This window comes from Methylobacter psychrophilus, from assembly GCF_025583945.1.
Classification (GTDB): domain Bacteria; phylum Pseudomonadota; class Gammaproteobacteria; order Methylococcales; family Methylomonadaceae; genus Methylobacter_C; species Methylobacter_C psychrophilus.
The window spans coordinates 35,326-54,155 of record NZ_JAOEGU010000021.1; the positions used below are offsets into that span (position 1 = coordinate 35,326).

Annotated in this window: 15 protein-coding genes; all 15 read left to right on the plus strand. The window is 42.6% G+C overall.

Annotated elements, in window-relative coordinates; translation table 11 throughout:
• Window positions 1-202: 202 nt before the first annotated feature.
• Entirely contained in the window at window positions 203-1,618 is a 1,416-nt protein-coding gene (locus N7974_RS11515) for a sigma-54-dependent transcriptional regulator (RefSeq protein WP_262965757.1), read from the plus strand.
• Between the two features lie 2 nt (window positions 1,619-1,620).
• Window positions 1,621-2,133 (plus strand): Hsp20/alpha crystallin family protein, encoded by a 513-nt coding sequence (locus N7974_RS11520; protein WP_262965758.1) that lies wholly within the window; start codon window positions 1,621-1,623, stop codon window positions 2,131-2,133.
• A 7-nt stretch (window positions 2,134-2,140) separates the two neighbouring features.
• Complete coding sequence (locus N7974_RS11525; protein ID WP_262965759.1) at window positions 2,141-4,288, plus strand: CDC48 family AAA ATPase; 2,148 nt, start codon at window positions 2,141-2,143, stop codon at window positions 4,286-4,288.
• A complete protein-coding gene (locus tag N7974_RS11530; RefSeq protein WP_262965760.1) occupies window positions 4,285-5,064 on the plus strand; it encodes a GvpL/GvpF family gas vesicle protein in 780 nt (259 codons plus the stop codon). Before N7974_RS11525 ends, N7974_RS11530 begins: the two co-directional genes overlap by 4 nt.
• Complete coding sequence (locus N7974_RS11535; RefSeq protein ID WP_262965761.1) at window positions 5,061-5,714, plus strand: GvpL/GvpF family gas vesicle protein; 654 nt, start codon at window positions 5,061-5,063, stop codon at window positions 5,712-5,714. The genes N7974_RS11530 and N7974_RS11535 overlap by 4 nt, the downstream gene beginning before the upstream one ends.
• 24 nt (window positions 5,715-5,738) lie before the next feature.
• Window positions 5,739-7,187: a PAS domain-containing sensor histidine kinase gene (locus N7974_RS11540; RefSeq protein WP_262965762.1), complete on the plus strand. Its 1,449-nt coding sequence runs from the start codon at window positions 5,739-5,741 to the stop codon at window positions 7,185-7,187.
• A 4-nt stretch (window positions 7,188-7,191) separates the two neighbouring features.
• Complete coding sequence (locus N7974_RS11545) at window positions 7,192-7,572, plus strand: response regulator (RefSeq protein ID WP_262965763.1); 381 nt, start codon at window positions 7,192-7,194, stop codon at window positions 7,570-7,572.
• 29 nt (window positions 7,573-7,601) lie between these two features.
• On the plus strand, window positions 7,602-9,206 hold the full coding sequence (locus N7974_RS11550) for an NAD-binding protein (protein WP_262965764.1): 1,605 nt from the start codon (window positions 7,602-7,604) through the stop codon (window positions 9,204-9,206).
• Window positions 9,203-9,895, plus strand: a complete 693-nt coding sequence (locus N7974_RS11555) for a potassium channel family protein (protein ID WP_262965765.1) — start codon at window positions 9,203-9,205, stop codon at window positions 9,893-9,895. The genes N7974_RS11550 and N7974_RS11555 overlap by 4 nt, the downstream gene beginning before the upstream one ends.
• Window positions 9,896-10,192: 297 nt before the next feature.
• Window positions 10,193-10,699, plus strand: coding sequence for a disulfide bond formation protein B (locus N7974_RS11560; RefSeq protein ID WP_394813111.1), 507 nt, complete (start codon window positions 10,193-10,195; stop codon window positions 10,697-10,699).
• Between the two features lie 111 nt (window positions 10,700-10,810).
• Complete coding sequence (locus N7974_RS11565) at window positions 10,811-11,617, plus strand: class I SAM-dependent methyltransferase (protein ID WP_262965766.1); 807 nt, start codon at window positions 10,811-10,813, stop codon at window positions 11,615-11,617.
• A 725-nt stretch (window positions 11,618-12,342) separates the two neighbouring features.
• On the plus strand, window positions 12,343-15,990 hold the full coding sequence (locus tag N7974_RS11570) for an ATP-binding protein (RefSeq protein WP_262965767.1): 3,648 nt from the start codon (window positions 12,343-12,345) through the stop codon (window positions 15,988-15,990).
• Complete coding sequence (locus N7974_RS11575) at window positions 15,983-16,606, plus strand: condensin complex protein MksE (protein ID WP_262965768.1); 624 nt, start codon at window positions 15,983-15,985, stop codon at window positions 16,604-16,606. Before N7974_RS11570 ends, N7974_RS11575 begins: the two co-directional genes overlap by 8 nt.
• Window positions 16,603-17,832: a hypothetical protein gene (locus tag N7974_RS11580; protein ID WP_262965769.1), complete on the plus strand. Its 1,230-nt coding sequence runs from the start codon at window positions 16,603-16,605 to the stop codon at window positions 17,830-17,832. Before N7974_RS11575 ends, N7974_RS11580 begins: the two co-directional genes overlap by 4 nt.
• Window positions 17,829-18,713 carry a DUF7281 domain-containing protein gene (locus N7974_RS11585; protein ID WP_262965770.1) on the plus strand — a complete coding sequence of 295 codons (885 nt, stop codon included), beginning with the start codon at window positions 17,829-17,831 and terminating at the stop codon, window positions 18,711-18,713. Before N7974_RS11580 ends, N7974_RS11585 begins: the two co-directional genes overlap by 4 nt.
• Window positions 18,714-18,830: the final 117 nt, after the last annotated feature.

The window sequence follows — 18,830 nt, forward strand, 5'->3', positions numbered from 1 at the left end:
CTTATTGTCCACCCCGGTATTTGTAAATTATTTGAGCAGGGTTGTGATGTTATTGTGAATAAATACTTAAAAGATAACCTTTATATAGCCACTGAAATTATAGTTCGTACACGCCATATATCTTTCAGGGAATGTATTACTATTGCTCGTAAGAATGCCATCAACACTTTCAATGAAAAAAATTAACAAAGGAATGTAGTCAATGAATGCTATTGATTCAGGTTATATTTTAATAATTGATGATGATAAAGATATTTGTGATGTGCTGGCACACCTGCTGGAGCGGGCTGGCTATCATACCCAACAAGGTTATGATGGTGCTACGGCGATAAAATTATTATCACAACGTGAACCTGATGTATTACTACTCGATAGCGTGATTCCTGAGCCTAATGGTATGGCCGTTTTAGCTAAGGCTCGAGTTTTGTATCCGCAACTTCGCGTAATCATTATTACCGGTACGGCTGGTATTCTGGGTGCGGTTTGTGCCATCAAGGCAGGTGCATGGGATTACCTTCCCAAACCATTTGATAATAATCGCGTATTGGAATTAGTGAATCGTGCTGTGCAAACACGCGAGAAACAATGCGCTCCGAATGACAAAGTTAGTAAAGATACTTCGGATCGTATTCTTGCCTTAATGGGAAATAGTTCAGAAACGCAAAGAATTATAAAAGATATTGTGCGTGTGGCGCATACAGATTTTTCCGTTATTATTCAAGGTGAAACAGGAACAGGTAAGGAATTAATCGCAAAAAATATTCACTTGGCCAGTCGTCGTGCTGCCGCTGATTTTATTCCAATTGATTGTGGAGCCATGTCTGAGTCGTTAATCGAAAACGAATTATTTGGTCATGAAAAAGGCTCATATACCGGTGCTGATCATGTGTGCGTAGGTAAATTTGAAGCTGCCAATGGCGGCACTTTGTTTTTGGATGAAATCGCCAACATGTCTTTATCGGCACAAGCCAAATTACTGCGCGTAATACAAGAGCGTGTTGTTTATCGTATTGGAGCAACTAAATCTATCCCCGTTAATGTACGTTTACTCGCGGCAAGTAATGAAGATTTACTGGAAGCAGTCGTCAACGGCACATTTCGTGAGGATTTGTACTATCGATTGAATGAATACGTCATTCGTCTTCAACCGTTACGTAACCGTCATGAGGATATTCTGTTCTTGGCTCATCGTTTTTTGACAGAAACTTGCATCGAATTAGGTAAAGTACCGCTTGATTTTTCAGTTGCCGCCAAAGATGCGTTGCTACGTTATCCTTGGCCGGGTAACGTGCGAGAGTTACGTACGGTTATTCGTCGTGCTGCCTTGGTTTCTGATATAGAGGTTGGTATTGATGATTTGGGCTTAATAATAAGAGAGAGTGCATTAACGTCGTCAACAAAAAAAAATTATCCCGGTTCTATGCAAAATTGCTACCCGGAAGGTGCAACTCTCAGAGAAATTACTCAGCTAAACATTGATGAAATAGAACGGATCATTATTCAGGATACGCTAAAAAAAACCGGGAACAACAAAGCGGAAGCTGCGCGGCGTTTAAATATTGACTATAAAACATTGCGCGCCAAACTCAAAAAAATTAATAACCTTGAGGTGAAATGATTATGAGCAGCAAAAAAGATAACGTAACAGGTAATGTCGAAGGCATTTTACGTGGCTTGGGCGATTTGGTACAAAAATTAGGTAATTTGGCAGAAAAAGGCGAACAATTGAAGCGTAGTGGGTCATTCGATATTGACACGGGGGATGGTAAAAATACCAAAGCAGTCTATGGTTTTTCTGTGAAAATGGGCTTGGATGGTGGCCAGGGAGTACGCGTAGAGCCTTTCGGCAATGTTCATCGTGACGAGAAAACAGGTGAAACAACTGTCCAAGAAGTTTCTGAGCCGCTGATTGATATTATTGAAGAGAGTGACCATCTTTTAATATTGGCAGAAATGCCGGGGGTTGCTGATGAGGATGTCCATTTAGAATTAAATGGCGATATTTTGGTATTAAATGCAGAAAAAGGCAGCAAGAAATATCATAAAGAAATTGTGTTGCCGCGTTCGTTTGACGGCAAGACGATGGAAAGTTCTTGCCATAACGGAATTTTGGAAATTAAATTAAAAATGTGAGGCGGTCATGTCTGAAGAACTTAAACTTAAAGTCGTTGAGGCTTTGCCAAAAGACATAGGACGGGGTTATGCCCGTTTAGATCCTGCTGATATGGCCAAATTAAATTTGTCAGTTGGTGATATTGTGCAATTAAGTAGTAACAAAGGTAAATGCATTGCTAAATTAATGCCAACTTATACTGACCTTCGCGGTAAAGGCGTTGTGCAGTTGGATGGATTGACCAGAAGTAATGCAGGTCTGAGTTTGGATGACAAAGCAGACATTAAACCGGTTCCCTGTAAACATGCGACGCGTATTACCCTTATTCCCACAACGATTACCCCGAGTCCTCGGGACATGGATTATATTGGTAGTCTACTTGATGGCATACCGGTACAAAAAGGCGACCTGTTACGTGCGCATTTATTTGGTAGTCGTTCTGCGGAATTTAAAGTTGACAGCACGACACCCGAAGGAGCTGTCCTGATTAATCCGACTACAACACTGGTGATTGGGAGTTCGGGGCAAGCCAAGGGGACGGGGCCTGGTAAACAACGATTGTCTTATGAAGATGTTGGTGGTCTTAAAGGTCAGGTACGACGTATTCGGGAAATGATTGAACTGCCTTTGCGTTATCCTGAGGTATTTGAACGTCTAGGTATAGATGCACCCAAAGGAGTGCTACTTAGCGGCCCTCCAGGTTGTGGTAAAACGCTGATAGCCCGAATTATTGCACAAGAAACTGATGCCCAGTTTTTCACTATCAGCGGTCCGGAGATTGTGCACAAGTTTTACGGTGAAAGTGAAGCGCATTTACGCAAAATTTTTGAGGAAGCAGGGAGTAAAGGCCCCAGTATTATTTTTCTGGATGAAATCGACTCCATCGCTCCGCATCGTGATAAGGTCGTCGGTGATGTAGAAAAACGTATTGTCGCTCAATTACTGGCATTAATGGATGGCTTGAAGAGCCGGGGCAAAGTTATCGTTATTGCTGCGACCAATCTTCCCAATGCCATTGATCCGGCTTTGCGCCGTCCAGGGCGTTTTGATCGGGAAATTACTATTCCTATTCCAGACCGGGAAGGCCGTCGTGAAATTATTGAAATTCATAGTAGAGGTATGCCGCTTAATGATGATGTTGATCTGAACATAGTTGCCGATGTCACCCACGGTTTTGTCGGTGCTGATTTGGAAGCCTTATGTCGTGAAGCTGCAATGAGTGCCTTGCGCCGATTGTTGCCTGAAATTGATTTTAGTGCTGCAGAAATACCTTATGAACGACTGGCAGCATTGACGGTAACGATGGATGATTTTCGTGCCGCCTTGTGTGAGGTTTCGCCGTCAGCCATTCGTGAGCTATTTGTTGATATTCCTGACGTGCGTTGGGAAGATGTCGGTGGTCTGGATGATTTACGTCGTCGCTTGATAGAATCTGTCCAATGGCCGATTAAATATCCTGAGCTTTATCAACAAGCTGGCGTTAAACCACCTAAAGGCTTGTTGTTGGCAGGCCCTCCAGGTGTCGGTAAAACCCTGATTGCTAAAGCCATTGCCAACGAAAGTGGCGTTAATGTTATCTCGGTTAAAGGTCCGGCCTTGATGTCACGTTATGTTGGCGATTCTGAACAAGGTGTGCGAGAACTGTTTCACAAAGCCCGTCAGGCTTCACCGTGCATTATTTTTCTGGATGAAGTCGATTCTGTAGTACCTGCAAGAGGTGAGGGCTCCACTGACTCTCATGTTGCCGAGCGTGTATTGAGTCAATTTTTATCGGAAATGGACGGCTTGGAAGAGCTCAAAGGGGTTTTTGTAATGGGTGCGACCAATCGCGCGGATTTGATAGATCCTGCGATGTTACGTCCAGGGCGTTTTGATGAAATCATTGAGCTGGGTTTACCCAATGAAGAGGCACGGCGACAAATTCTGGCAGTGCATCTACGTAATAAACCGTTGGGGGAAAATATTCATGTTGAAGACTTGGCGGCTCGCTGCATTGATGCCAGTGGTGCCGAATTAGCGGCGCTTTGTAATCGTGCAGCCCTTGCCGCATTACGTCGTACCGTACAACAAAACTACAATGATAATGAAGTGCCAATAAAACTTGATGTGCGTATAGAACAATATGATTTTAATACTGTGATTGCAGAGATGTTTGGCGATGAGGCCAGTCGGTGATCTCTGAGGCACAACCTGCACTGGCTATTTATTTGTATGGTTTTGCCTTGCCTGATTTAGTAGCCCCATCTATTTTAGGTATTGATGATGAGCATTTAGTTAGCGCTCACAAATACGCCAGCTTGAATGCAGTGATAAGTTCCGTGGTGTTAGACGATTTTACCGGTGAAGTTGGTGAAAATAATGTGCAGAATATCGCCTGGTTAACACCACGCGCCTGCCGTCATGCACTGGTCATCGATAAACTGATGGAGCAAGGTGCTGTGTATCCATTACCATTCGGTACCCTGTTTTCCAATTTGAGTGCATTGGAGCAGGAAATGAAGTGTCGTTCTACCCAAGTATTGGCAGTATTACAGCATATAGCTGGCTGCCAGGAATGGTCACTGGAGGCGACACTGGATCGTAAGCAGGCGGTTGATGCTTTGTTTTCTGAAGGTTTGCAGTCGGGGCGCTTTTGTTTGCCTGATGGTGCCGGTCGCCGCCATTTGGAAGAGCAGAAATTACGACGCACCCTAACTACTGACTTAAATCGCTGGTTGGCAGAATGTCTGACTTCCCTGCAAAACGAATTGAGCCCCTTGATGCGTGATTTTTGTTCGCGGCGGTTATCAGACGATAAAGTATTGCATTGGGCCTATTTACTGCCGGTGGAAAAAGTCGCGGTATTTCAACAGCAGGTCAGGGCCATTAGCCGGCATTATGAAGCTTACGGCTTTAATTTTCGGGTGACGGGGCCGTGGGCGGCTTATAGTTTTTCCCGGCTCACTGAATGATGAGCCTGTTACTGTATGGCATCATAGCTGACGATGATGCGCAGTTGGTTGTTGAGCCAACCATGCGACTAATTAAAGCGGCAGGCTTGGCCGCTATCGTTACTGTCTGCGAAGTAGAAATCAGTCGGGAGCCTGCTTTAGTGTTGGCTTTTGGTGATCAGGTAATGCATATTCATCAACAAACTACAGTAATTCCCATGCGCTATGGCAGTGTATTGGTAGATGAAGACTCGGTAATAAACCATTTACACGAACATGAGGCAGATTACCAAACCCGCTTGGCTGAACTGGATAATTGCGAAGAAATGGGTATACGAATAACGTTAGACTTGACTGCCGAGGATGAGGTTATTGCCAAGCCCCTACAAGTTAGCGGTTATAACTATTTACTGGCACGAAAACGTGCTTACGCCATACCTGAAAAGGCGGAGCGGCAAGCCATATTAATCAATAATGCCTTGTCAGGTCTTTATAGACAGCACTGCGCGGCCCTCAGTGTTTTTAATGGGCAGCATACTTATTTGTTGAGCTATCTGGTGCCACGCACCGTGTTACCAGAGTTTTGTGAACGCTTGAATGCCTTGGCTGAAAGCATAGCCGACCTGGGTTTTATTAGTGGACCTTGGCCACCTTATAATTTCGCCAGTTAACTGGCTAACTAATAAAATACCGTTATGTCAGATAATTCCCTTAAAAAGAACTTTGAAGTTCGCTACGATATGCTCTTGAACGCTATTCCGTCTTCCGTGTTGATGGTGGATAGAAAGCTACAGGTGCTGTCAGTAAATGATAATTTTTTATTAAAAAGTCAACGTAGCAAAGAGAATACCGTTGGTCGCCCTTTAGCAGAAGTATTTCCTATGGTTATTTTGCAAAGTACCGGAATTGAAGAAAGCATACGTAACGTATTTCGTAGTGGTTCGGCTATCAAGGGACAGAAAATGACTTATCGTGCTCCGGGTGTACCGCTGCGAATTTATTATTATTCCATTCTACCTATTCCCAATGATCAGGTGATGCTGATTATGGAAGATGTGACTGAGCAGGTTCGACTTTCTGAAGAAGTACGTCGTGTTGAGCGGCATCTGGCATCAGTAGTCGAAAGCGCCAGTGATATTGTGCTGTCGACTGATACTGAAGGGCGAATATTGACGTGGAATTCAGCGGCGGAAAAACTATCGGGTTTAAGTGTCCAGGAAGTTCATGGTCGCTATTTTTATGATCTCTGCGACGCTAATCAAAAACAAGTGGTACGGCTGATTTTTCAGCGGATGAAAACCAGTAATGAACCACATACCACAGAGTTTCATTTATTAACACCGAGTAAAGGCGGTAGCATTTTAATTTCCTGGGTATTTTCACCAATGCTGGATGATTATGGCAAAGCCGTAGGTACAGTAGTTGTGGGTCGTGATTTGGCGGAACGACGTAAGTTGGAATTACAACTACGCCAATCACAGAAATTAACGGCATTAGGTGTTATGGCCGGTGGGATTGCCCATGAAATTCGTAATCCGCTGGCGGTGTGTTCGTCATCGGCACAATTTTTATTGGAAAATAATATTACCGTTGAATTTCATAAAGAATGTGCACGAAAAATACAGGCCAATATACAAAAAGCCTCGGCGATTATTGAGAATCTGCTCCGTTTTGCCCGTTCGTCTCTGGATACTGAAATGGGCGAGGTCGATCTGGTCACTGTACTGAATGAAACCATCGAACTCGTCGCTAATCAAGCTAAAGTACAGAAAATCCAAATTCAGTTAACCTTACAAAAAACTATTATATTGGTGTCGGGGGTATCGGGTTTATTGCAGCAAGTATTCATGAATATTTTTCTTAATGCCATTAACGCGATGCCAAACGGTGGTGTATTAAGTATTACGGTTAATATGGTTGAGGATCGGGTTATTGTGCGTATTTCCGATACGGGTGTGGGAATTCCTGCCGGTGATTTGGATAAAATTTTTGATCCGTTTCATACTTCATCACCGGTAGGGCAAGGGACTGGTTTGGGTTTGTCTATTTGTTACAGTATTATTCGGCAGCATCTGGGGTCTATTCAGGCGGAAAGCCGCTACGGTCAAGGCGCTACCATTATTGTTACGTTACCATTGCTTTGACATTATGAACACGCCTATTTTAATCGTTGATGATGAGCCTGACATGTGTTGGGTTATTTCCCAGATCATTCAATCACAGGGCTTGAACGTCGTCACCGCTTACAGCGGCGAAGACGCCTGTTTTAAGTTGGCCAATGGCGATTTTTCTGTGGTATTTTTAGATGCCAAATTACCTGATATGGATGGTTTGGAAGTCGCCAGACGTGCAAGTACCATGATAAATAACAGACCTCGTGTAGTGTTGGTTTCGGGCTATCATTACCAGGATGATCCCGTGGTTCGTCATGCCATAGATGATGGCATTATTTGTAGTTTTTTGGCCAAACCCTTTACTAATGAAGAGTTATTGAAAATACTTAATTCTTTATTACCAACTGACAGGTAAACTTACCGCATTTCAGAAATGCGTATTTTATGCTGACTCGATTGATTGTTTGTTTTGCCTACTTCTTAAGAACATCTTCGCATTATAAAAATACCAAGCGTTTTTTTTATAATCTACTGGACAATCCGGATAGTAGAATTAAATCAAACTTTGATATTGTGATGATTTGCCTGGTTCTATTTAGTGTTATTTTACTAATTTACGAAGTAGATACTCAGTTGACCCGTTTTGAAAAATTGTTTGAACAGGCTATCGTCTTTTTATTTATCATTGAATATTTGCTGAGAGTCTGGCTTTATAATGACGCCCATGAAGTTGTTTTGGAGCATTACGAAAAGGCCAAGTATTTAAATAGTCCTTTTCGACTGGGTGAGGTTGCCAGGCTAATTTTTGCCAAGAAAATCGAGTATGTTTTTACGCCGTTGGCGGTGATTGATTTACTGGCTATTTTGCCGAGTTACCGACCAGTGAGCATGCTGCGTGTATTACTTATATTTCGATTATTTAAGTTATTACGGTATTTTACCCGTCTGAAATTATTTGCCGAAGTTTTAAACAGCAAGCGCTTTGAGCTTTATAATTTGGCGATTTTGTTGGGTTTTCTGATATTTATCGGTAGTTCCGGGATTTATTTTTTTGAACATCCAACTAATGCCGGGCAGGTCAGTAATTTGTTTGATGCGGCTTATTGGGCGATAGTGACGGTTTCATCGGTCGGTTATGGCGATATTGCACCGCAAACAACAGGCGGTCGACTGGTTGCCATGGCATTAATTTTGACCGGATTGGGTGTTTTATCTTTTTTTATCTCCATTGTTGTTTCGGCATTTAGTGAAAAAATGCAGGATTTGCGGGAAAACAGAACCTATGCTGAACTAAAAGGCTATCCGAGTTTCGTTATTATTTGCGGATTCGGCAGGGTCGGACGGCATATCGCCATGCAGCTTGAAAAGCATCAGCAACATTTCGTTATCATTGATAGCAAAGAAGTTAATGCCTCCAAGGCAAGACGGCTTGGCTACCTGGTTATTCATGCAGATGCCAGCAAAAATGAAGTTTTAATCAATGCCGGCATTAAAAATAAAGCGAGCGTAGTTTTATGCACTACCGGTGATGATGTGATCAATGTTTATATTACCCTGACCAGTCGGCATCTCAATCCGGCTATTCGCATTATTTCCAGAGCAAACAATCAGGAAAATGTTAAAAAACTCTATCAGGCGGGGGCTGACAATGTTATTCAGCCTTTTGAAATAGCGGCAATGGTTGTTGCCGAGTATATTGGTCAACCGGTTGCTTTTGAGGCTATTTTGGGTATTATTCGCGAAGAAAAACAGTTCATTATGGAAGCGTTGTGCGTCTATCCAGGTTCTGTCATTGATGGCATGAAAATTTCTGACGTTGACTTTGAGTGCAGAAAATTAATGCTGATCGGTGTCATCAGTGCCAATCCGGTACATCGTAAGCATAAAAATAGCTATAAATTGAAAAATGAACATTTCTATTTTAACCCTGACCCCTGCTTTGTCTTGCGGGCCGGTGATTTACTGGTGGTTTTAGGCAGAGAGATTGGTATTGATTACTTTCGGGACCAGATTGAAAAAAGCCAAGTAAAAGAAGGGCGTAAACAATGAAGCGAATTGCCGTATTTGGCTATAGTATTATGTCTTTAGAGGTAATGAGCCGGTTAAATGAAGATGAATACAGTCTTGTTTTTATCGGGAAAGATGAGTCCGAAGCAGATTTGGTCGCAGAAAAAGGTTTTGAAGTTAAAATTATTGATTTTCGTAATGATGACGAATTAAAATCAATTGGTATCGGTGCTGATGTTGATATTATTTTTTGTTTTTATCCGACAGATTCTGATAATGTGTTTTTAACAATCTCAGCGCGAGCAATAGATAAATCACTGACTATTGTTGCTATTGTTGATGACCCCGAGTCCGCAGAAAAACTGTTGGCGGCAGGTGCCAACAAGATTATAGATCCGTATGAAATTTGTGGCAGAAAAACCTATGACATGCTGGCCAAGCCGGATATTACCAACATCCTTGATGCCACGGTGTTTGGGCGACATGATTTACATATCGCCCAAATAGAAATTGGTAAAGGCTCTTGTCTGGAAAATACCGGAACCAGTGAATTAAGGTTAAATGAAAAACATAATTTAATTCTCATCGGCGTAGTGGACAGCGACTCAGGTGAAGCATTACATTTTGCCATTGGTGAAAAAGAGTATACCCTCAATGCAGGTGATGTTTTGATTGTGTTGGGGCCTTCCAGAGAAATCAGATCTTTTAAAGAAGAAGTTGAGGCCGTTTAGGAAAGAAAAAAATCTGAAAAATTGATATTTTTACAGGATTGCAGCAGTACCGCCTGTTAGTGGTGAAATATCAGGAGACTGTCCGGGAATAGGGACCGTAGCGAGGGGAAGCTATTTTGAGTCAGATTTTTTGATCATTTGAGGTAAATAGTTGTTTTATTAAACGAAAATGAACGGAAAATATGGCCAAAATAGCTTTTCCGCAGTAGATTTTCTATTCCCGGATAGTCTCCTGGTTGTCACAGAGTTAAATTGGCCCCGTCTTGGGTTGTAGATATTTTAAAAAAGAAGTTGACCATGTGTAGAGTGCTAAAATTTAATTCGAGAATCTGGTTTTTATTGGGCTTTACAGGTTGCATGAGCTTACTGGGTATGGGAGCTTATTTTCAACTGGTTAATGGTTTGGAGCCTTGTCCCTTATGTATTTCCCAGCGTCTGGCTATTTTATTGACGGGACTGGTTTTTTTGATTGCCGGGCTACATAATCCCGGACAGACAGGGGTGACACGTTATGCTGTTTTGGGCACTGTTACCGCATTATTAGGCGCTTCCATATCAACCCGACATGTTTGGTTACAACATTTACCGCCTGATGAAGTGCCGGAGTGCGGGCCTGGATTAGATTATATGTTTCAATATTTTCCCTTATTCGATACTCTTAAGTTAATGTTAAGCGGCACTGGCGATTGTGCCAAGATAGACTGGACGTTACTGGGTTTTAGTATGCCTGTCTGGACATTACTTGCATTTTTAATATTGGCAGCATTGAGTTTGTTGCAAATCTGGAATTGTGAAAAAAAATAATAAGGTTCAAGGTTCAAGGTTCAAGGTTCAAGGTTCAATGTTCAAGGTTCAAGGTTCAATGTATAGTATTTTTAACAAGTTGTTTTAACGTTTTTTAATTGAGATAGTTGAATGAAAAAATTTTTATGGGTATTGTTGCTGGCAATCAGTTGTTCATCTGTAAAGGCAGCAGAGGATTTAAGCTCTTTAGAGAGTGCAATTTCAGGAAAACAGCGATCTACTGAACATAAAGCTCGTGATAGCTATCGGCACCCATTACAAACGCTGGAATTTTTTGATGTTAAAGAAAATATGACCGTGGTTGAAATCTGGCCGGGTGAAGGTTGGTATACCGAAATTCTGGCACCTTATTTAAAAGATAAAGGCAAACTTTATGCGGCGCATTTTTCAGCGGGAGCAGAGCTGGCCTATCATAAAAAAGGCCTGGAAAAGTTTGTTGATAAAATGCACAAACAGCCCAAGGTATACGATAAAGTTGAGCTAACTGCACTAGAGCCGCCGAAATCATTACAAGTTGCGCCGGATGGCTCTGCAGATAGGGTTTTGACGTTTCGTAATGTCCATAACTGGATGAAAAATGATCAGGCCTCGGCGGTATTTAAAGCCATGTACAAAGCCTTAAAACCGGGAGGCATGTTGGGTGTTGTGGAGCATAGAAACAACCTGTTAAAGCCACAAGATACCAAAGCAGAGTCCGGTTATCTTAGTGAAGATTATGTTATTGCTTTGGCCAGAAATGCCGGTTTTGAATTTTTGGGGAAATCTGAAATTAATGCCAATAGCAAGGATACCAAAAATTATCCCGAAGGTGTTTGGACGTTGCCGCCGTCTTTAGCGCTAAAAGATAAAGACCGTGATAAATACCTTGCTATCGGTGAAAGCGACCGGATGACGATTAAATTTATCAAGCCTGAATAGAATACTACCAACTAAGTCGGGGCATATACAGTTTCTTGAAGGTCTGGTATCTGTAAAATCGTCCAAAAACTAATAGTGGTCGAATAAAGATAAAATTGAAATAGAGATTCTTAAGCTTTTATTTTTATATCATGCCCTTGCTTTATAAATGGAAGTGAATGTAGGGGCCTTCAGTTAGCCTTATCGTCATATAGTGCTGTCTAACATGTAGTATGGGCATCAGAAAAAAACGCTCTACGGCCTTTTCATGGTCGGTCTTATACACACATCAAGTCCTGTGAAAAATAATGATACAAGAAAACCGGTTTAGGTCGTTTTTCTGTCAACAATTATTTACTAACTGATTGAAAATAAAGTAAAAATAATTACTGGCTTAAAGTTGTTCAATGTAACAAAAATGTAATAAAAACCGATAGTAAGGCTGCTTAAAAACAAGTTATTCACAGAGTTATCCACAGCTTCTGTGGGTAACTCAAATAGTTTAGGTGGCATAGTCACTTAGCCATAAAACCTCAAAAATAATTTAACTCCTATGGCCAAGTTGCATCTCGGCGATTCACTGATTTTTAGAGTTGCCATACTAATATTGATAGATAGCGGTGCAATTATTATTGCCATCGATAAAATCGCTTGGCCGTTTACCCTTTGTCAGCTTTCTCTAAATCATTACCTTTCTGACTGCTGGCATGATTTAATCCAGTCAATAAATAATCGATAGAAAAATAATGTATATATTAAATCGCTTGATCCTTATCGATTCATATAAATCTGGTGAATTAGTCGAAGTTCGTCTGGATGGACATACCAATCTTAACGGCGTTAATGGCGCTGGAAAAACTACGTTACTGCGTTTGGTACCGTTGTTTTTTGGAGAAAGACCGGGGCGGTTAGTACCCAAAAGCCGGGTTACTGACAGTTTCGCCAAGCATTATCTGCCTAACGAGTCGTCTTATATTATTTTTGAATATCAGCGCCATGAACAAACCTGCATGGTGCTGATGTATGCATCGCCCAATGAAGAAGGGCTATGTTATCGCTTTGTCGATAAGGGTTTTGACAAGAGTGACTTTATTGATACTCATCGAGATGGTACGCACTATCCGGTGTCTTGCCGCGACCTGCGTACACATTTTCTCAAACGGCATATTAATTGTAGCGACCAGCTTACCGCCTGTAGCGATTACCGCACGGTGATCCAGAATTTGCCGCACAAGAAAGGCCAGGAATTGCGTAATTTGGTTGCGCGTTACAGCTTTTGTAACAGTAGCTCCGGACACAGATTGAAAGATATAGAAAAGATCGTTACCGGCATGTTTATGCGTTCCACCGATTTTGCCGACTTGCGCGAAATGTTGGTGAACTGTATTGAAGAAAACCGGGATTCCCTTGCTTTGGAATTGAAAATGGAAACCCTGGATGATTGGCATAAGGAATACCGTGCCTATCAGGAAGCTGAATCGGAGCGCGACAAAATTGAACGGCTCAATCAGCTGGAAAATGATTTGCTTCAAGTTGAGCAAAGTCTGGCTGAGCTCCAATATCGCCTGCAATGTTTGCGCGACCAAAACCAACAAAGTTTGCAGCACCAGCAGGAAGTGGGGAATGCCTGCAATGAGCAATTGGAACAGCTCAAAAAAAACTGGGAAGCACAAGAGGAGACACTTAAATCCGCACTGGCGACCGTTAAGGGCGAATTGGAGCAGGAGCAACGGCAAAAGAAATCCCTGGAAGATGAAAAGGCCAACTGGGAAAAACAGGATGTGCAGGAAAAAAAACAGTTGGTTGCCGGTCTTGGTCAAATAAAGGACAGCTTGGCTAGGGAGGGGGGTAACCATAAGCAGTTGATGTCCGATGTGCAGGACATCGAAGCCGAGTTTAAACGTCTGAAAGCGGAAAAGGAAAAACATTTTGCTGAACAGAAACACAGCTATGAAATCGGCATAAGAGACTTGAAACAACAGGTCGCCGAAGCCAAGTCCGCCGCCAATCAAGATGCGGAGCAATGCAGGGAGTCGCTCAGGCAGGCGAACCAGAAGCAGCAAGCTATTTTGCATGAAGAACAATTGAAGTTGCAGGGCGATTTGGGTGCGTTGAACAGCCAGATTGGCCAAATCCAACCGGATTCCGCCTTGATTGAAAGCCGGGAAGCCAAGATGGAGCTGCTTCAGTCTATCCGGCAGCAAAAGGATGAAGCCGGAAAAACCGTTAAGGCAATTGAAGCGGAAACTAAGAAAAATCAGGCGCTGATTGATGGAATATTTAGCGAAAAACGTCAACAAGCTGAACAAAAACAGCGCATCCAAGAGGCACTTGACCAACTGCAAAAGCAACTGGACGCCAACCCGGACACCTTGCTGGGCTTTTTGCGCGAACATCAGCCGGGCTGGATCAACAATATCGCCAAGGTGATTAACCCGGATTTGTTGTTAAGAGACGATTTGGAACCCGCATCACAGGCTTTGGAACAGACTTTTTATGGCTTGAGCTTGAATCTGGATAATTTGCAGGCCGACCATGCCGCCGATGAAGAAAAAATCCGCGCACTGTTGGCCGATGCCCGGAACCAATTGAGCCAGTTGAACGTTGCGGAGGCAAAAAGCGACGAACAGTTACAAGAATTAAAAAAGTTGGCCGAAGCTTTGGAAAAGCAAGTCAAAGCGGCGGCTTTTAGCGCCGGGCAATTGCAAACACAATTAAATGGGTTGGATGAAGAATTAAACTCGTTAAAGCAACAAATTGAGCGTAGCAAGAAAGAACGCAAGGCCAAGCTGGAACAGGAAAAAGCCACGGTGGAAGGGCAAATCGGCTTGAGCAATAACAGACTGCAAACGCTAAAACAACAGCTGGAAACCGAAATACAGCAATTAAATCTGGCGCTTATTACTAAAATCCAACAAATTTCCGGTGATACGTTGTTACAAGTCGAGCAAATGCAGCGACTCATCGATAAGGTCAATCAGCAAGAAGGCAGCGAATTTGCACAACTCGAGCAGCAACGGATTCAGAGTTTGCAGGAAAGAAAAGTCGATACCGCCACCTTAAAAGACCTTGAAGCAAAAATCGGTCAATTGGAAAATGAACTGAAAGCCGCAGAACAGGCGGGACAACTGGTTAAGGATTATCAGCGATGGCTGGATAAAGACTGGTCTTTATATGATAGCTTGGTGGTTAAAGCCCGAGAGACTGAGGCTAAACTAAAGCAGCAGCAAAACCAATATGAGACTGAAAAAGCCGATATGCAACTACGGCGTGATGCCTTAAAAAAGCAACTGGAGCAAATAACGATCAAGTGCCAAAAGCTTGATAAGGAAATCAAAGCTATTAATAACCTGCTGGCTGAATTAGCCACTTATGTAAAGCGCGCACCTGAACAGGCCCGTTTTGATAATGCCCATACCTTGGCGCTGTTGCAGACCGATTGCCGTAAATTAACCGAGCAACACAAGGCTCTGCGCAAGGAGTTGGCCGGTCTGATCCGGTATTTGAAACAGGTATTGGCGCGCTTTCCCGGCACCCATCCTGGCCGCTATTATGTCCGTGTCGAAGATGAATTAGGCTTTGATAGCGATGAACTGGCTTGGTTAAGCCGGATTCAGGCTTGGTATGCGACAGAAGCCGATACGGCCAGAAGCTGGTTAATGAGTCAGGCGAAACTTTTTGGCTACGCAATCAAAAATTATCAGCAGGCATTGGAGTGTTTTGACCGTGGCATCGATTCTTTGTCGCGTCGTTTGTCGACGAATATCGATGGCAATATTCGTTTTGAAAAAATCGAACGCATTGAAGGACGCTTAACATCCAAGGTTACGACACTGGGGTACTGGGAACAAATCGTCAGCTTTACCAGAAATTATGATGATTGGAGTCGGACTAATGACGGACAGTTACCGAGCAGGGAGTTTGCCGATATCGTCAGGTTGGTATCTGAACAATTGAAAGGTAAAGGCCGGGTAGAAATGAAGCTGGTTAATTTGCTGGAGCTGGAAATTATTGTTACCGAAAATGGCCGCAGTAAACGAGCGACCCATGCCGAGGAATTACGGCAAATTTCCAGTCATGGTTTGTCGTACTTGATTTTATGCGTGTTTTTTATTGCACTGGTGAATATGATTCGTAAAGACCAACCTTTAAATATCATCTGGCCGATGGATGAGCTGAAAGAATTGCATCAGATGAATATTGAAGTGTTGGTGGAAATGCTGACTAAAAACCGGATTACTTTATTTTCGGCTTTTCCCGATCCTGATCCCGAAGTGTTAAGGCTGTTTAAAAACCGTTATCAGGTGTTCGGCAATCGGGAGCTGATTGAAATGGAAGTGGATGAGGATTATTTGTCAACGCTTGAACCTTTGACGGCGGTTGAACATGTTTGATCAATTACTAAAACGCTTGTTGCAGGGCGAATTTATTTGTGAAGTCAGTGACGAAGTCGGTTTTCGTTATTTGCAAGAGCCTGAGAATGCAACTCAGGTGGATGCGTTTTTAACGCGACTGGATTATCGTTTGTCCAGCACCCAGAACCAGTTGGCATTTTATGCGGCTTACCGGACTATAGATAATAGTGCGCGTAGCGATATCCGTAAAGTTTTTCAGCAGTTTCGTATAGAGTTACAACCGGTGGTTGAGTGGCTTGATATGATGATGTCATGCTTAAATCGGGATACGGCCTTATCGCCCGGCGACACGCTGAGCTTTTCCAGTTTGTTACAGGTGATCGAACAAAATCAAGCCTTGGCTGACCGCTTACAAACATTTGCAAAATTCAAGGATTTCACCAGTGGTGACGATTCGGTAAAAGGGCGGCTGGAGAAGCTGTTAAATACCTTGCAAAAGTGGAATTACCTATGCTTAGCCAATCGCGAGACGCTTATTTATAAAGTTACCGGTAAGCTGGATTATTTTTATCAGGCTTTGCAGTTTATTCAGGAGCACGAGCAAATTCCCGTTGAGCAGGGCGAAACCGATGCGGTTCAGGAGAGTCTGTTTTGAGTCAGTCGCAACAGGGCTTGGAACGCTTATTTAAAGCCTTGGCTAACCATAGCGATTTAATTGCCGAGGCTTATTTTACCGGAGTGGTCTACAAGAATAATCAAAACCAGCGTGCGCTCAACCATCTAAAGCAATTGAAGGTGTTGGTCAATCATGACGCCGATTGTTACCGCATCGCCGGGCGTTTGACTCAATTTATAGACAGCGCCTTGAGCAGCGACCGAGTTCGGCGATTGGATACTGATCTGGCCAGCTGGATCGAAACCCTGGAACAACAGATCAGCCTGCATCAAGATGCTTATGATGAAAGCCGGTTGGACGATTGCGATAATTATTTTGCCGAAATCGAACGTCTGGTTTTCTATTTGTCCGATGCCCTGGAAGAGGATACCCGTTATTTATCGATGCTGGTTAACAGCCGCTTTGCCAATGTGCGTACTTTGGCGGAAAAACAAAAACAAAACGCCTTTTATATTTCCCGGCTGGAGAAATTGGTAAATGCAATAACCGTGTTGCAACCGGAATCTTTATTGGAAATGGTTGAAGATCAGCCACTTATTTATGACTTACTGAATCAGCACTTGATTCATAAGTTGCCTATTTATCAGCAGCGCCTACAGGATATTCTAGATACGTTAAAAGTCTTCTTGTTTGAACTCAGGCAAATCGAGGCTAGAGCTCAGTTGGTGCAAGGCTTTGCGTATTTTCTACAGCAAAACCAAAATTATCAGCCGCAGGACTGGAGCGAGCGCGACAGCATTCCCGAGCATTGGAACCAGATCAAGCCTTTGGCATTGTTGGCCTATGCTGATCCGCTGGATCATTCTTTGGAAGAAGATTTAATCGAGATTGCCCAAAAAATCCGTATTGATACGGAAGTCATGTTGGCAAAGCAAAAAAAACGTTCGTTAAACGCAGTGTCTTTAAGTCCACAAAACAAACAAACATTGGATTTACCGCTTTATCGAAGACAGTTAAGAATATATTTTGACAGGGTGCTGAAATATGAGGATCAGTCCATTTCAGCGGTGGCTTTTCAACAGGCTTTCGTGGATGACATCGAATCTTCAATCTGGTTGAGTTGTGTGCTCAATGAATGGTTACGACGGCAGCAACGCAATAAACGCTTGCAGATGGAATTGATTCAGTCTAATGATGGCCAGCGTTTTTCCGGTAACAAGATAGTCACGGATATTGTGCTTAACTTTCGGAGTGCAGAAAATTGAAGAAGCAGTTGCTTAAAGTGATAGAGAACGCGATTCACTCTGATAAACAGCTTTTTCCACTCAATCAGAGTTGGATTTTTCTGCATCAGGAATACAATATCGGCCACACTCAAGGCAATAATCTGCAAGTCACCTTGCAGGATAAAGATAACTTGATTGCGATAGTTAAATTTGCAACAGGCATTGATCTTGGGCAAATATCAGTTACAGATTTTGCAGCAATGAATCGTGAAGAGGCTTTGTTTTTTGCTTTGAATGAGAAAATAGCCGGACAGGCTGTTAAAAAAGACCGGTTGGCGATTAAAACGTTGGCGGGACACACTTTAAAAATAAATGATCACTCCTACTCGCTGCCGGGTTGCGGTTATCTGGATATGGCTTTAACAGACATAAGCAGCACGGCGCATCACTGTATTCTGCTGATTGAAAATTATCGTTGTTTTGATAATCTGGAGAATATACAACTGAATTTACCGGATCAATATGCTGATCCCTTAGTATTATATCGAGGCGATAACTTTTATAGCGAAAAGACTGTGCGGCAGCTTTTAGTTCAATTTAACTTATCCGTATTGGTGATGGCCGATCTTGATCCTCAAGGTCTTATTATTGCTCAATCTTTTTCCGGTATTGTTGGTTTAATAGCCCCTAGATTTGCCGATTTAGAAATTTTGTTTAAAGATAAACAAAAAGCCAATCCAAGTTTGTACGAAAAACAGATGGCCAGTTGCCAACATGCTTTATCACATAATCCCCATCCTTTAATTAGACAGCTTTGGAAAATGATGAAAGTGCATCAGGCGGGACTTGTTCAGGAATATTGGTTGCAGGCTGGCTATGAATTAGTGGTACATAGTTTGGATTTGTCATCTGATGAGTGAAGCAATTGCTGGCAGGTACTCTGATTCCGGGTGTTATCTGCGTGTATCAATCACTTAAATTATGAGTCTACTAATCCAAATACATCTGACAGTTAGGCTTAAAAAAGCGAGTCTCTA

What these genes read in the sequence shown, in the direction of transcription:
- N7974_RS11515 (WP_262965757.1), top strand. Translation starts at nt 203, where the DNA reads ATGAATGCTATTGATTCAGGTTATATTTTAATAATTGATGATGATAAA.
- N7974_RS11520 (WP_262965758.1), top strand. Translation starts at nt 1,621, where the DNA reads ATGAGCAGCAAAAAAGATAACGTAACAGGTAATGTCGAAGGCATTTTA.
- N7974_RS11525 (WP_262965759.1), top strand. Translation starts at nt 2,141, where the DNA reads ATGTCTGAAGAACTTAAACTTAAAGTCGTTGAGGCTTTGCCAAAAGAC.
- N7974_RS11535 (WP_262965761.1), top strand. Translation starts at nt 5,061, where the DNA reads ATGATGAGCCTGTTACTGTATGGCATCATAGCTGACGATGATGCGCAG.
- N7974_RS11540 (WP_262965762.1), top strand. Translation starts at nt 5,739, where the DNA reads ATGTCAGATAATTCCCTTAAAAAGAACTTTGAAGTTCGCTACGATATG.
- N7974_RS11545 (WP_262965763.1), top strand. Translation starts at nt 7,192, where the DNA reads ATGAACACGCCTATTTTAATCGTTGATGATGAGCCTGACATGTGTTGG.
- N7974_RS11550 (WP_262965764.1), top strand. Translation starts at nt 7,602, where the DNA reads ATGCTGACTCGATTGATTGTTTGTTTTGCCTACTTCTTAAGAACATCT.
- N7974_RS11555 (WP_262965765.1), top strand. Translation starts at nt 9,203, where the DNA reads ATGAAGCGAATTGCCGTATTTGGCTATAGTATTATGTCTTTAGAGGTA.
- N7974_RS11560 (WP_394813111.1), top strand. Translation starts at nt 10,193, where the DNA reads ATGTGTAGAGTGCTAAAATTTAATTCGAGAATCTGGTTTTTATTGGGC.
- N7974_RS11565 (WP_262965766.1), top strand. Translation starts at nt 10,811, where the DNA reads ATGAAAAAATTTTTATGGGTATTGTTGCTGGCAATCAGTTGTTCATCT.
- N7974_RS11570 (WP_262965767.1), top strand. Translation starts at nt 12,343, where the DNA reads ATGTATATATTAAATCGCTTGATCCTTATCGATTCATATAAATCTGGT.
- N7974_RS11575 (WP_262965768.1), top strand. Translation starts at nt 15,983, where the DNA reads ATGTTTGATCAATTACTAAAACGCTTGTTGCAGGGCGAATTTATTTGT.